Source organism: Gemmatimonadaceae bacterium (assembly GCA_016720905.1).
In the GTDB taxonomy this organism is placed as follows: Bacteria; Gemmatimonadota; Gemmatimonadetes; order Gemmatimonadales; family Gemmatimonadaceae; genus Gemmatimonas.
In genome coordinates this window covers 82,877-97,018 of the sequence record JADKJT010000029.1, presented here as the reverse complement: position 1 = coordinate 97,018, position 14,142 = coordinate 82,877, and the positions used below count along the sequence as shown (strand labels likewise).

Sequence of the window (14,142 nt, the reverse complement as noted above, 5' to 3'; positions counted from 1 at the left end):
AGTTTGGCCGTCGTTTCGGTGCGCCAGCGAACTTGTCCGGAGATTCCGGTATTCATGTGGACAGGTGTACAGCTTCGATCTTTCGTGAGCATAGGCCTAATACTCCACGCGAAAGTCAAGGCGTAATCCGTTAATTCAGAATGAGTTAACACCGCCCAGATATCCTTCAACACCCAGAGAGCCAACAGGTTTCCCACAGTTATCCACTAGTATTGGTTTACATAACATGTATTATGCGCACAACTGCCGACAGAAAAACGACGACAGATGTCCTGATATTGCCCCTCTTCCGTCTCCTTACTGGCGGCTTCGCTGGCACGGCGTTCATAAAACGACAGCGGCCCTGAAGTGCGTGTGCACTCAGGGCCGCCATTCAAATTCCACCACCCAGCCGGGAGACCTACTTGCCGGCGCCCGTCAACTCGCCCAGTCGTACTTGAGCTTCCTGGGCGAACGGCAAATCCTCGTTCTTCGTGAGCTCTTCCCAGATCTTCCTGGATTCCGCCGTCTTTCCAGCCAGAGTCAGATTCCTCGCTTGATTGGCATGGTTCGCACCTTTGTCCAATGGGAATTTCGCGGCCGTCGCGGCCTTCCCGTAGTGCTCGGCAGCCACTTCAAATTTGCCCTGGGCCTCGTAGCCAACGGCGACCAGCGCCTCAATTGAGGCCTCGAACGCGCTGCCGGCTGATCCCTTGGCCTTCTCCAGTGCGGCGATTCCCTCCGGATACTTCTGCTGATCGAAGTAGACCTGACCGAGCATCATGGCGGCCTGGGATCCCGAGGGCGTGCCGCCGAAACGCTTCACCACCTTTTCCAGTTCGATCGCTGTTTCCGGTAACTTGCCTTCCTGCAGCGGTGCGGTCGCCTTGTACAGGGCGTCAGACGCGTCGGCACGCTTGCTCGCGTCCATCCACCGATACCCGAAAATGGCGGCCGCCGAAAGAGCCACGACACCAACAACAGTGAGAATGGGCTTCTGGTTGACCTGGAACCAGGCAGCGAGATTCTCGAGCGGATCGTCGGAGAGTCCGGCCGTGGAGGCCGAGGATCGTGAAGCCTGAGACATGCGAGAGGACGTAGTGAAGGAAACGGACCCGACCCCGTGTGTGAACGTATTGGTCGGTGCTACGAGTAGCCGCTAAACATAGCGGATTGGGCGCTTGGTGGCACTGGGGAGGCATCCATCAGCAATCGATTCCTCATTGAATACCCCCGGCCGGAGTCGAACCGGCGACCAACAGTTTAGGAAACTGCTGCTCTATCCAACTGAGCTACGGGGGCCTGTCGAGCGGCTCGTTCGCCGCGCTGAACGAAGCTATTCGACTCCCTCCCCCTCACGCCAGCGTCGGTGGGAGTGCCTCAATAACTCACGATGGCATGGACGGGGATTTCCCGCAAACGCGCCCGCGCCCCGAGAAACGTCAGTTCACTCAATACCGAAAGGCCCACGACCTCTCCACCCAGCCGCGCCACCAGTCGCGCCGCAGCGGCTGCGGTACCACCCGTTGCAAGAATGTCATCGACCAGCAGCACGCGCGCTCCGCGCCCGAGCGCGTCCAGATGCATCTCCAGCGTGTCCGTTCGATACTCCAGCGCGTACCCTTCGCTCGCCGTGCTCCAGGGCAGCTTTCCCGGCTTTCGTGCCGGTGCGAACGCCACGCCCAGTTCAAGGGCCATGGGCATTCCAAACAGGAAACCCCGGCTCTCGATCGCCACCACATGGGAGACTCCGGCGGTACGGAATGGGATCACCATGTCGTGGACGACATCGGCCATCAGCACGGGATCGGCGAGAATCGGCGTGATATCTTTGAAGAGGATTCCCGGCGTCGGGAAATCGGGGATGTCGCGCATGGCGGCGCGAACTCGGAGTGCGACGGAATCGGACATTCGCGACAAGCTACGGTGCGTCGCGATAACGGACTACCTGAAATGGGCTGCTGAGCGCATGTGCCGCGTCCGGCTCTCCGGACGCCGCGGTGTCCTCCACAGGCGCGATGGTCCTTACCTCCAGGCGCTGCACATGGGCACCGGGCGGGCCTTCACGGATCGCGTGCTCCAATTGCCGCAGTTGCGCGGGCGTACCGGCCGCGATCAGCGCCACTGAACCGTCAGCCTCGTTGCGCACCCATCCGGTGAGTCCTGCCACCCTCGCTCTTTCACGAACAAACCAGCGAAATCCCACACCCTGCACACGCCCGAACGCGCGAAACGCTTGAACCACCTGCATCAGGCGATGTTCACTCAGCGGCGAACGCTGAGCAACGCAGCAAGGGCCGTCGCCAGCGCGGCCGCGTCACCCATGTCCGGCGAATAGCCCGGCAGCACGATCTCGCCGTCGCGGATTCGTCGCGCGAGAGCCTCGAGGGCCTGTGCGGCCGCTTCCGGATGTCCGGCCCGCTCGGACTCACGCCGAGCGCTTGCCGCCCAGTGTTCGCCGGCGTCCGCCACTGGTCGACTGGACTTGATCGGCATGATGTCCATCATGTCGTCGTCTCCCCACATGGGCAACGGCGGCGTTGATGCCACGGGAGCTGCCGTGAAGGGCGCGACCTCTGGAGTGGAACGTGGCGGTGTCGGCTCGCGCGTCAGCAGTTCCTCGGCCAGCGCGCGCATCGATGCGCCGGCGTCGTCCAGCGGCCAGATCTCCGTGGCGTCGGGCGTCGGGATCGACTCCACGTTCTCCGTCGCGCGGGACTCGACCATCATATCCGCGGCGTCCCCGACCTTCGCGCTCACGGTGACGAAGGTCGTGATGGCCGCCACCGGCATGGCCTCGACGGCCGCGTCTGGCGGCGAGGCGTCGAGAAACGTATCGATCCACGGCAGCGCCATGGGCATGCCACTCGAGTCGGTCGGCTGGCTGCGCCATGGCAAAGGCACGTAGGGACCGACGGCGGCTCGAATCGCATCGATCAACACGGCGTCAACCGCGTGACCCGCAGACGACGCAGCGGGTCGCGCATAGGGAGCGATATCGGCACCTGCCCGAGCGGTCGCGAAATCGGTTTCGGCGGCAGCGGCGAGTTGCTGGTCAGGCATGGACGTGGATCGAGTGGTCATGACGCGCTCAGGGCGTGGCGGGCGATTCGCAGCGAAGATGCGCCACCGTTCGGTCACTCGCAAACGCGAGGCTCGCTCGGGACGACTAGGGCGGCCAACCACCCGCCCCAATCAAGGGGACGAAGCGGACCGGGGTGATGTCACGGCGATCGAGCTCATCGCCCCGGCGAATGAGCAGGGTCAGCATCTGCTCGTCCCGGTCACCTAGCGGAATCAGGAGCCGTCCACCTTCGGCCAGCTGCTCCTGCAGTGCGGGCGGAACAAACGGTGCGCCGGCGCTCACGACCATGGCGTCATACGGCGCGTACTCCCGCCAACCCAGCGTTCCGTCACCCAGCAACACCGAGACATTCCGGATTTGCAGCTGCGTCAGCAGCAGTCGCGCCCGATCGAGCAGTGCCGGGAAACGCTCAATCGAAAAGACCTGGGCGGCCAGTTCGGACAGCAGCGCCGTCTGGTACGCCGAGCCAGTCCCGATCTCCAGCACCCGCTCGCGTCCGGTCAGCATCAGCTGTTCAAGCGCGCGCGCGTGCACATACGGTTGCGAAATCGTCTGCCCATTGCCGATGGGCAACGCGCTGTCCTCGTAGGCTCGATGACGGACGCTGGGCGGGACGAACAGATGGCGTGGTACCTGATCGATGGCCCGCAGCACGGCAAGGTCCTTGATACCCTTGTCCTGCAGTGCCTCGACCAGGCGCCGGCGCGCGCCGCGGAACTCCGGCTCTACGGAGTTCGCCACCACGCGCTGGCCGTGGTAATGACGTCGCGATGCGTCAGGTCAAGATGGAGCGGCGTTACCGAGACGTACCCATCATGCACGGCGCGAAAATCCGAATCTTCGGGTCCGCTCCACTCAACGGATCCACCGCCGATCCAGAGGATATCGCGTCCCCAGGGATCCTTCATGCGCGTGATCGAGTCGCTGAACACGCGACGCCCCAGCCGCGTCAGTCGGTAGCCCTTCACCTGCTCCGCCGTGATCGCCGGCAAATTGACATTCAGCAGCGTTTCCGGAGGAAAGTCCGGCAGCGTAATCAGTCGCTTCAGCAGCGCGGTCAGCATATCCACCTGCGTATCCAACAGGGCGTCGGCGCGGAGCATGCTGCCAGCAAACGACACCGCGATACTGGGAATACCGAGTGCCAACCCCTCCATCGCCGCGGCCACCGTGCCGGAATACAACACGTCCTCGCCCATGTTCGGACCGTGATTGATGCCGCTGATCACGACGTCCGGGCGTGCGTCCATCAGCGCTTCACACGCCAGCATCACGCAATCGGTCGGCGTTCCATCCACCTGCCATCGCCGATCCCCCAGTTGCACCGGGCGCAGCGGATGATGCAGGGTGAGCGAGTGACTGGTGGCGCTCTGCTCCCGATCGGGCGCCACCACATACAGTTCGCCCAGCGGTTGACAGGCGCGCTCCAGCACGCCCAGTCCCTTTGCCAGAATGCCGTCGTCGTTGCTCAGGAGGATGCGCATGGTGTTGTCAGCGTTCGGGCGAGATCACGGTCGATGCGCGCGGCGTGGCAACGGATCGATCCTCGAGAATCGCTTGCAGTTCCGCCAGCTCGCGTTCCAGCGACTCGATGGACTGTGCCTCGAGCGCGACGCGTGCCGCCGTGCGCAGCGAGCCACCCTTGCGATGTTCATCGAGTTTCTGACGCGCGCCGTCGATGGTGTACTTCTCGGTGTACAGCAGGTGTTTCACCAACAGGATCAGTTCAACTTCACGCCGCGCGTACACGCGATTGCCACTCCGGTTCTTGGCCGGATTCAGCAACTTGAACTGGCTTTCCCAGTACCGCAGCACATGCGGCTTCAACTCGGTGAGGGTACACACTTCCCCAATCGAATAGAACTCCTGCACAGGCTCTCCGCGGGCGGCCATGCGTCAGTCCCGCTCGGCACGCAGTTCGCGCGCCATCAGCTCAGCAATCGCCTCACGCGGTGGCTGCTCCTCAAACAGGATGCGATACGTCGCCTCGACAATCGGCATCTCAACGCCGGCACGCGCCGCCAAAGCGCGCGCACTCTGCGCGTTCAGGACGCCTTCGGCAACACTGTCCTTGCCGGCCAGCGCCTGCGCCAGCGACTGGCCCTGCCCTATCGCCACGCCGACGGCGCGATTGCGCGACAATGCCCCGGTGCACGTGAGCACCAAATCACCGAGTCCGGCGAGTCCGGCAAACGTCTCGTTGCGAGCGCCGAGTGCCACCCCCAGGCGCGTCATCTCGGCCAGCCCGCGCGTCATGAGTGCCGCACGCGGATTGAACCCGAGGCCCAATCCATCGAGAATGCCCGTGGCAACCGCCATCACGTTCTTGAGTGCCCCGCCGAGCTCCACGCCGACGACATCGTCGGTGGTGTAGACGCGGAATGCCGGCGCGCTCATGGCCTGTTGAACCAGTCGCGCCGCCGACAATGACGCGCTCGCGGCCACGATGGCGGTCGGTTGACCGGCGGCAACTTCGGCGGCGAAGCTCGGGCCACTGATGGCAACGACGTCATGTCGTGGCGCCTCCTCAACCACGACATCCGTCATCAACGCCAGGGATTCGCGTTCAATGCCCTTGGTTGCAACAGCCAGGACCACGCCGTCCGCCACCGTGACGTGCGCCGACGCCACCACCGCGCGCAGCACATGTGACGGCGCGGCATAGACCACCAGTGCGGCACCGCGCAATGCCGCAGCCATGTCGCCGGTGGCGCGGAGTTCTCTCGCCAGTGAGGCCCCGGGAAGGAATCGCGGATTCTCGTGGCGCGCGTTCACCGCATCGACCACATCGTGCTCCCGCGCCCACAGCTGCACAGGATGGCCGTTGCGCACCAGGCGGTCGGCGATGGCGGTGCCCCAGGCCCCGCCGCCGATCACGGCACAGGGAATCACGGTGTGTGTCCGCGCGTCACTCATGCGCCGCGCGCTCCGAGCGCCCGATACGACGCTCCGCACCGCGACGCAATCGGCCGATATTGTCGCGATGCGTCCAGAACACAAACGCGGACACCGCGACGCTCACGATCACCAACGGCGTCAGGTGCTGCTCGCGCAACGCCAGCACCGTCGGCAGGACCACCGCACCAATCAGCGAGCCGAGCGAGACATAGCGCGTGGCCGCCACCACGATGATAAACGCCACCAACGCGCACATCGCGGGCACCGGCGTGAGCGCGAGGAAGACGCCGCTGGCGGTCGCCACACCCTTGCCGCCGCCCTTGCCCAGCAGAAACACCGGCCGGACATGTCCGAGGATGGCGAGGACACCGAACACGACGCCCCATGGCCAACCGCCTTCCACCGACGCCGCACCGGGCAGCCACATCACCGGAATCGCGCCCTTCAGCAGGTCGACGGCGTACACGAACAACCCCCACTTCCACCCCAGCGTGCGGAACACATTCGTCGCCCCGAGATTGCCCGAACCCACCGTCCGCAAATCGATACCATTGCCGCGCCCCACCAGATACGCGGTTGGAATCGACCCGATGAGGTAGGCGCCGAGCAACGCCAGCACGATCGCCCCGGTCACTCGTTCTTTCTCCGCATGATGATCCGCAACGGCGACCCGAGGAATCCCCACTTCTCGCGCAGCTGGTTGTGAATGAAGCGGATGTAGTTCTCGGGAATGAGTTCGGGATGATTGCCGAAAAACGCAAACGTGGGCGGTGCCACTTCAACCTGCGTGGCGTAGTTGAGCTTAATTTCCCGACCCGCCGCTTGCGGCGGCTGCAGCCGCGCCACGATTTCGCCCAGCGCATCGTTCACATGCGACGTGGAAATGCGTCGGGTACGCTGCTCTTGCACGGCCAGTGCCATGTCGAGCACCTTCGTGACCCGCTGGCCCGTCTTCGCCGATGTGAACAGGAACGGAACAAACGCCAGGTACGGTGCCTTGTCGATGACGTCCTTCTTGAACTTGTTGGAGCTCTTGTCGGTCTTGTCTTCGTACAGGTCCCACTTGTTCAGCACGAGGATGAGACCTCGTCCCGCTTCCCAGGCCAGCGTGGCGATCTTGAGATCCTGATTCTGCAATCCTTCAGTCGCGTCGATCATCAGCACGCAGACGTCGGAGGAATCGATCGCCCGGCGCGTGCGCAAGGACGCGTAGAACTCGACGCCATCGTCAATTTTCGACTGACGCCGCAGCCCCGCCGTGTCGACGAAGACGAGATCCTGGTCCTTGTAACGCATTGGCGCATCGATGGAATCGCGGGTCGTGCCGGCCACATCGTGCACCACCAGTCGATCTTCCCCGAGCAGCCGGTTTACGAACGACGACTTCCCGACGTTGGGCCGACCGATCACGGCGATGCGAATGGCTTCACTGGTATCTTCCGGTGACTCCGGGATCTTGGCGACGACGGCATCGAGCATGTCGCCCGAGTTCTTGCCGTTCTGCGCCGACACAGGCAACACGTCGCCCGCGCCGAGCCGGTAAAACTCATACCAGTCGGTGCTCTCGGGTGTATCGACTTTGTTGGCGACGACGACGAATGGCTTGCGCGAATTGCGCAGCAGCTCAACCAATCGGGCATCACTCGGATGCACGCCAACCTTGGCATCGACCACCAGCAGCAGCAGGTCGGCCTCGTCGATGGCCTGCATCACCTGCTTGCGGATCTCGGTGTCCATCGGCACACTCGAATCCTCAATCAGGCCGCCGGTATCGACGAGCCAGAAATGCCGTCCGGCCCATTCCGCCTGGGCAAAGTGGCGGTCGCGCGTGGTGCCCGCCTCCTCGCTCACGATCGCACTGGCCTCGCCGATGATGCGATTGAAGAGCTGGGATTTGCCGACGTTCGGGCGCCCGACGAGTGCGACGACAGGAAGGCTCATGCGACTGAACAGGTGGCCGCGTTGCCTTCGGGCACGAGCGCGTCGATGAAATCGTACGAGGGGTACACGGGCATCGGCAGCGACTCACGCAGCGCGATGAACGACTCCTCGTCGAGAAAGAGCCCGTCGTCGTTGATCGTTTCGGCGGGGATGAGGGCTAGGTCCAGATCGTGACGGTCGATGAGTGCGCGCCGGATGTCAGCGCCGACGAGCAGGCCGGCCGTGGTGGTGGTGGGGCCAAACAACGTGTTCTCCATGGGGATCAACACGAAGACCGCGCCGGTGGCCGTCCCCAACTGGTCGAGCAGTTCGGGCATGAGCGGCGCCATGGAGACACCCGTCACGATGCCAATTCGTCGCCCCTCAAGACGCGGCAATTGCGACAGGCCATCGCGCACGCGCTGTCGCAGCGACGTCACGGCACCGACCCCATTCTCGATCTGCGAAACCTCGCCGTAATGCTCGACCTCGGGCAACGGACGCTCCGCCAGCAGATACAGCTCATCCGATCCATAGACCCAGCGATCGCCGCGCTCCGCCACCCCCCGTTCCTCCCATCGAAGCACGGTGTCCAGCAGACGGCGTGCGTTGTCTTGGTCCATCGATTTTCCGGTATAGAGATGCGAAAACTGCGTGACCCCGACCGGGACCAGCGCCACGGACATCATCGCGTCGCCAAGGTTCCACAAATCGGTCAGGGATTGTTCGAGCACGGCGCCGTCATTGACGCCGGGGACGACCACCATCTGCCCGTGGAACTGAATGCCGCCCTCCGCCAAACGCGTCAGTTGATCGACGATGTTCGGTACCCGAGGGTTGTTAAGCAGCACCTTGCGGGCCTCCCACGGCGTCGCGTGCACCGACACGTACAGCGGCGAGAGCCGGTACTCGAGGATGCGCGCAATGTCCTTTTCCTTCACGTTCGACAGCGTGGCGAAGTTCCCATAGGCGAACGACAGCCGATAGTCATCGTCCCGCACGTACAGCGTTTTTCGCAGTCCTTTCGGGAGCCCCTCGATGAAGCAGAACTCGCACCGATTCGCGCATCGGCGCACCGTCGGCGGCGCAAGTTCGATCCCCATCGATTCCCCGTCGATTCGCTCAATGTCGTACTCGATCGTCTCGCCGTCAGGCAGTCGAGCCGCCACGACGAACGACTCGTCGGCCGTCAGAAACTCCCAGTCGAGGAAGTCCTCCAACGGTCGGCCGTTGACCGACAACAGCTCGGTGTCCGGCACAATGCCGATTTGGTCGGCGATTCCGCCGGCGAAAACCCGAGTGACGCGAACCATGCCTCAAGACGAAAGAGGGGACGAGCCTTCTCGGCCCTCCCCCCGGGGACACAGAAGGGCGGCGGCCGAACGCCGTCGCCCACCTGAGAAAATATACGAGGCGGACAGGCCGAAGTCAATGAACCGCATGGACTTCGGCCTGTCGATCACGTCCCCCGTGTGAGGCGCAGAACCTACTTTACGGGGGCGTACCGATACGCCACGATCTTCGGCCCATCGACCTTGAGCGAGAAGGCCGCAGACGCACCAGCGTCCACTGGACCAACCGCGACCTCCTTGGTCGCCACCACGCCGCCGACTTCGTCAAGCAGTTCGAACTTCAGCGTGTACGACCCCGCCTTTTCGCTTTCGTTGCTCAGGTTGCCCTGAACCTGGTAGCTGTTGGCCGACTTGGCCGCCAGAAAAATCGTGATCTTCGGGTTGACCGCGTCACGGGACTTGATCGACGCGATGGTGGAATCCCCAAACGCCTTCTTCTTGGCCGCATCCGTTTCGCTCCGCTGACGCAGTTGCCAATAGCCCGCATGCATGCGCCAGCTGTCGGGATTGTTCGGCTCGATGAGGATCAACCGGTCGGTGACTGGGCCCATGCGCTCCGTATCCTTCATCTGGAACAGCACGTTGGACAGGTTGAGCAACGCCAACCGATGGTTCGGGTTCTTCTTGAGTCCGCTTTCAAACAACGACACAGCATCGTTGTCACGTGCCGCAGCGGCCGCGTTCGATGCCGCCTCAAACAACTGATCAGCGGTAAACTTTTCAGGGCTCTTCAGCATCTCGGCAAACACCGACGCCACGGCGGCGGTATCGCCGGAGAGCCGCATGGCCCGCCCCAGCGCCTGCGTGGCCGCGGCCTCCCCGGGCGCCTCCTTCAGATAGGCCTCCAGCAGCGCGCGAGCCTTCTTGATTTCCCGATCCCTTTCTTCGTCCTTCGCCTGCTCCGCATTTTGCAGGTTGATGACCGCAAGGTTGTAGCGACTCTGCTGCTTGACCTTCTTGTAGGTCGAATCATCACCCGCCATGGCGATCACCTTTTCCATCGCAATCATCGCGCTGTCCATCTTGTTCAATTTCTGGTAGACAGCCGACAGCACATTCCAGGGACGCGGATCGGTGCTGGCCATCTGCAGCGCCAGCTTCGCGTAGTACACCGACGAGTCGTTCTGGTCGGCATTCATCGCGGCGACCGCCTTGTTGTAGATGTCGTTCGAAAACTGATCGCGGTACGGCCGCACCGTCTCTTTGCACTCCGGCAGCATGCGCTCGACCGAGGTGACGGCCGAATCAAGCGCCAGCAGGAGATTCTGGTCGCCGTCCTTGTTGGTTGAAAACCCCAGAGTCCCACGCTTCATCACGTAGGACGCGCCATCGCGCTTGAGCCACTGGGCGTACGTGCGCACCAGCATGTATTGGCGCCCGGACTCGTTATTGATCTTCTCCGGGTTATCCGTCAGCACGCGAATGGCGTTGCTCAGGTGCTTCGGAATCTCGTCGTCCTTGCGCGAACTGGCCGCCATGGTCACGTACTGCTTGGCACCGTTCACCTGAAACGGGCTGCTGTCGTTGATCTTGCACGCTGCCGCTTGCGCCGACAACACCGCAGGAAGCGCCAGCGCCAACGCGGAGGTCCCGACACATATCCGGATCAACTTCGAAGCCTTCATCACCGCTCTCCTGTCAGTTCGTACCGTGATCGTAAGCCGTTCCATCGTCAGGCCCGGCAGCCAATATATGTGCGGCCCTAGGCGCGATAGGAGGCGCCGCTCCCCGTATTAAACACCACGACTTCGGCATTGATCGAAATGGTGCCCTGCATCACCGAATCATGCAGAACAGACAGCGCACAGCCACCCTCAGGTGCGGCGTCGATTCCCGTGGCCGTGGCCAAGCGCAGCGTCCAATCCCGGATCGACCCTTCGCTGGCGGAGCCGGCGACACCCTGTGTTTCGCGCAGGACCCGCAGGAGCAGCCGGTCGCCGAGAGGCGACGGCACCCGCAGACCGGCCGCATAGGTCACCGGGTCCACCCACGGTTCCGCCCGCTCAGCACCAGCGGCGAACGCCCTGACAATGGGTGCGCAACCGGCCGCCTGCGCCACGACATAGCGAGGCTGCGGCGTATGCGCGGGAATCCATCCGGCCGCCGCCATTTCCGCGATCGCCTTCCAGATGCCAATCGTACCTTCGCCTCCACCGGTGGGATATACCACGACATCCGGCACCCGCCAGCCCAACTGCTCCGCCATCTCGAAGCCCATCGTCTTCATGCCCTCCACGCGATACGGCTCGCGGAGGGTGGACACGTTGAAGTACCCGTGCCCGGCCGCGTACGCCATGGCCAGCTTGCCGGCATCACCGATATGGCCGTCGATGCGGACGAGGGTGGCCCCCATGGCCTCGATCGTGTCGAGGATTGGACGCGGCGTGGTTCGCGGCGCGAAAACACGAACCGGTAGCCCGGCAGCGGCGCCGTACGCCGCAAGGGCCGCTCCGGCATTGCCGGCGGTCGGGACCACCAGCCCGGGCACGCCAGCACCGCGGGCTCTGGTGACCGCAGCGGTCATTCCCCGCGCCTTGAACGATCCGGTGGGGTTCTGGCCCTCATCCTTGATCCAGAGTCTCCGCACACCCACCGCAGCCGCCAGCGCAGGCGCTTCGAGTAACGGCGTCAGCCCCTCGCCCAGCGACACGGGAGCTTCCCCGTCGGCAATCGGTAGCAGGGCCCGGTAGCGCCAGGCATCCCAGCGGGGTGCCAACACCCGTTCAGACGCGACCGCGTAGTGCGCGAAGAGCGGCTGGCCGCATTGCGTGCACACAGAGGCACCAGCGAGTGGCGACTCGTGTCCACAGGCCGAGCACGCGAGTGTCCAGGGTGCCGTGTTCGTTATCGGAGCATTCATGGCGGTTCGGTCGGTGTGACTGGGGAATCGTCAGCAGACGCGGTATCGGGAGATGCCGACGACGATGGAACGCCAACGCGATCTGCCTCGGACGCCGCGACTGGCACGCCAAGGGTGGTGAGAATCCGAATTGCGGTCGCCGGTCCAAATCCCGGCAGGGCCGCAATCTCGTCGACGGCTGCCGACTTCACCCCCTGCAGACTGCCGAACGCATGCAGGAGCGCGCGCCGCTTCGTCGGACCGACACCGGGGATGTTCAACAGCTCCGACGTAATCGTACGCGCGGCCCGCTTCGCCCGCTGAAATGTGATCGCGAACCGATGGGCCTCATCGCGCGCCTGCTGCAACATGCGCAGCGCCGGTGAGCGTCGCGGCAGGCGCACCGAATCACTGCGGCCCGGCAGAAAGATCTCCTCTTCGCGCTTGGCCAGACTGATCAGCCCCATCTGCGTGATCCCCAGCGCCTCGAGCGCCGCGCGGGCCGCATTCAGCTGTCCCTTGCCCCCGTCGATAACGGTCAGATCGGGCAGCGGCTTGGCCTCCGCCACGCGTCTGGCGAAGTACCGCGTGACTACCGCATGCATCGATCGAAAGTCGTCGTTGCCGTCCGCCACCGCAATCTTGAACTTCCGGTACTCGCCGCGCTTCGGTCGGGCGTTTTCGAACCAGACGGCACTGGCGACTACATCCGTCCCCTGTGCGTGCGAAATGTCGAAGCACACCAGGGACCGCGGAACATGCGGCAAGCCCAACTCACGTTGCAGTTCGTATACGGGGTCGGCCGCACGTTCGTCGGCCTCCAGCGACGCCAGCTTGAACTCCTCCAGCAAATGCCGCGCATTCTGGTCGGCGAGATCGACGAGCGCGCGCCGCGGACCGCGCTGCGGTATGCGGATGCGGGTCCCGCCCAACGAGGCTTCCAGCCACTCGCGATCGTCGAATTCGAACGGCACCAGCAGATCGGCGGCACGCGCATCGGCCGTGCGATACCACTGGGCCAGGCTGGCCCCGAGGACGGCCCCATCGTCCTCGTCTTCTGCGTGCTCCAGCAGACGATGATCGCGTGCCAGCAACTTCCCTTGTCGGACCCGCATCACCACCACGCACGCATCCTCGCCGTCGCGCGCGTAGCCGACCACGTCCCGGTCGCCGCCCTCGACTTCGAGCACGACGGTCGGCTCTTCCATCCGTTCGAGGTGATGCAGCGCATCGCGCAGCTCGCCGGCCCGTTCGAAATCCAATTGTTCGGCGGCTTCCAGCATCCGCTCGCGCACCCGACGTACGACGTCACTCGTGCGCCCTTCGAGGAACCAGACCACTTCATCGATCATGTGCCGATAGTCGGCGGCCGACTGATAACCCACACACGGCGCCAGGCAGCGCTTGATGAAGTAGTCGAGACACGGGCGTTCCGGCGCTTCCTTGGGCAACGCGTAGTGGCATGAGCGCACGGTGAACAGGCGCTTCACCACATTCAGGGCGCGTCGCATGGCGCCGACATCGGTGTACGGGCCGAAATACCTGGCACCATCTTCCAGCAGGCGTCGTGTGACGAGAACGCGCGGGATCGGCTCCTGCACCGACACCTTGATGTACGGATAGGACTTGTCATCCCGCAACGCGACATTGAACCGCGGATGATGTTCCTTGATGAGCGTCGCTTCGAGAATCAGCGCATGCGCTTCGCTGGGGACGACAATGGTCTCAAGTTCATGCGCCTTGCGCATCAGTCCGCGCGTCTTCGGACTGGCGTCATGATCCTGGCTCCAGTAACTGCGCACGCGCGAACGAAGGCGTTTGGCCTTTCCGACGTACAGCACCGTGCCATCGATGGCCTTCCACAGATATACGCCTGGCGCATCAGGCAGGTGCGGCAACTTCATCGCGATCGCGGGCGGCATGCCACGCGCCAGCGCCTGTCGCGTCCACTCATCGTCCGGCAGCGGGAGAGAGGACAGCAACTGGTGCTGCTGGGCCGGCGCCCCGCCTGCCTCGTCAGTTTCGGAGGTGGCGTCGGAGTGGTCTTCGCGCGTGGATTCGGACATGGG

Annotated in this window: 14 protein-coding genes and 1 tRNA gene; all 15 read right to left on the bottom strand. The window is 63.8% G+C overall.

The window, feature by feature from the left end; genetic code table 11:
- Positions 1-400: 400 nt before the first annotated feature.
- The 15 genes from IPP90_17055 to uvrC all read right to left on the bottom strand — a co-directional run bounded on the left by IPP90_17055 (position 401) and on the right by uvrC (position 14,139).
- On the bottom strand, positions 401-1,066 hold the full coding sequence (locus IPP90_17055; GenBank protein ID MBL0172387.1) for a tetratricopeptide repeat protein: 666 nt from the start codon (positions 1,064-1,066) through the stop codon (positions 401-403).
- A 141-nt stretch (positions 1,067-1,207) separates the two neighbouring features.
- Positions 1,208-1,281 (bottom strand) — tRNA-Arg (locus IPP90_17050).
- 78 nt (positions 1,282-1,359) lie between these two features.
- Complete coding sequence (locus IPP90_17045; GenBank protein ID MBL0172386.1) at positions 1,360-1,890, bottom strand: adenine phosphoribosyltransferase; 531 nt, start codon at positions 1,888-1,890, stop codon at positions 1,360-1,362.
- Positions 1,891-1,900: 10 nt separating this feature from the next.
- Positions 1,901-2,230 (bottom strand): acylphosphatase, encoded by a 330-nt coding sequence (locus IPP90_17040; GenBank protein ID MBL0172385.1) that lies wholly within the window; start codon positions 2,228-2,230, stop codon positions 1,901-1,903.
- A 14-nt stretch (positions 2,231-2,244) separates the two neighbouring features.
- Positions 2,245-3,063 (bottom strand): hypothetical protein, encoded by an 819-nt coding sequence (locus IPP90_17035; protein MBL0172384.1) that lies wholly within the window; start codon positions 3,061-3,063, stop codon positions 2,245-2,247.
- Positions 3,064-3,148: 85 nt separating this feature from the next.
- The gene (locus IPP90_17030) at positions 3,149-3,808 is read right to left on the bottom strand and encodes a protein-L-isoaspartate(D-aspartate) O-methyltransferase (protein MBL0172383.1); all 660 of its coding nucleotides are present in this window, start codon (positions 3,806-3,808) and stop codon (positions 3,149-3,151) included.
- Entirely contained in the window at positions 3,790-4,548 is a 759-nt protein-coding gene (gene surE / locus IPP90_17025; protein ID MBL0172382.1) for a 5'/3'-nucleotidase SurE, read from the bottom strand. The genes IPP90_17030 and surE overlap by 19 nt, the downstream gene beginning before the upstream one ends.
- 7 nt (positions 4,549-4,555) lie before the next feature.
- On the bottom strand, positions 4,556-4,957 hold the full coding sequence (locus tag IPP90_17020; protein MBL0172381.1) for a MerR family transcriptional regulator: 402 nt from the start codon (positions 4,955-4,957) through the stop codon (positions 4,556-4,558).
- A gap of 3 nt (positions 4,958-4,960) precedes the next feature.
- Complete coding sequence (locus IPP90_17015; protein ID MBL0172380.1) at positions 4,961-5,980, bottom strand: NAD(P)-dependent glycerol-3-phosphate dehydrogenase; 1,020 nt, start codon at positions 5,978-5,980, stop codon at positions 4,961-4,963.
- Positions 5,973-6,584, bottom strand: coding sequence for a glycerol-3-phosphate 1-O-acyltransferase PlsY (gene plsY, locus IPP90_17010; protein MBL0172379.1), 612 nt, complete (start codon positions 6,582-6,584; stop codon positions 5,973-5,975). Before plsY ends, IPP90_17015 begins: the two co-directional genes overlap by 8 nt.
- Before the next feature lie 8 nt (positions 6,585-6,592).
- Complete coding sequence (gene der / locus IPP90_17005; protein ID MBL0172378.1) at positions 6,593-7,903, bottom strand: ribosome biogenesis GTPase Der; 1,311 nt, start codon at positions 7,901-7,903, stop codon at positions 6,593-6,595.
- A complete protein-coding gene (locus IPP90_17000; GenBank protein MBL0172377.1) occupies positions 7,900-9,195 on the bottom strand; it encodes a DUF512 domain-containing protein in 1,296 nt (431 codons plus the stop codon). Before IPP90_17000 ends, der begins: the two co-directional genes overlap by 4 nt.
- 173 nt (positions 9,196-9,368) lie before the next feature.
- A complete protein-coding gene (locus IPP90_16995) occupies positions 9,369-10,859 on the bottom strand; it encodes a hypothetical protein (GenBank protein MBL0172376.1) in 1,491 nt (496 codons plus the stop codon).
- Positions 10,860-10,936: 77 nt separating this feature from the next.
- Positions 10,937-12,094 carry a threonine synthase gene (locus tag IPP90_16990; protein MBL0172375.1) on the bottom strand — a complete coding sequence of 386 codons (1,158 nt, stop codon included), beginning with the start codon at positions 12,092-12,094 and terminating at the stop codon, positions 10,937-10,939.
- Entirely contained in the window at positions 12,091-14,139 is a 2,049-nt protein-coding gene (uvrC, locus tag IPP90_16985; GenBank protein MBL0172374.1) for an excinuclease ABC subunit UvrC, read from the bottom strand. The genes IPP90_16990 and uvrC overlap by 4 nt, the downstream gene beginning before the upstream one ends.
- Between the last annotated feature and the right edge of the window lie 3 nt (positions 14,140-14,142).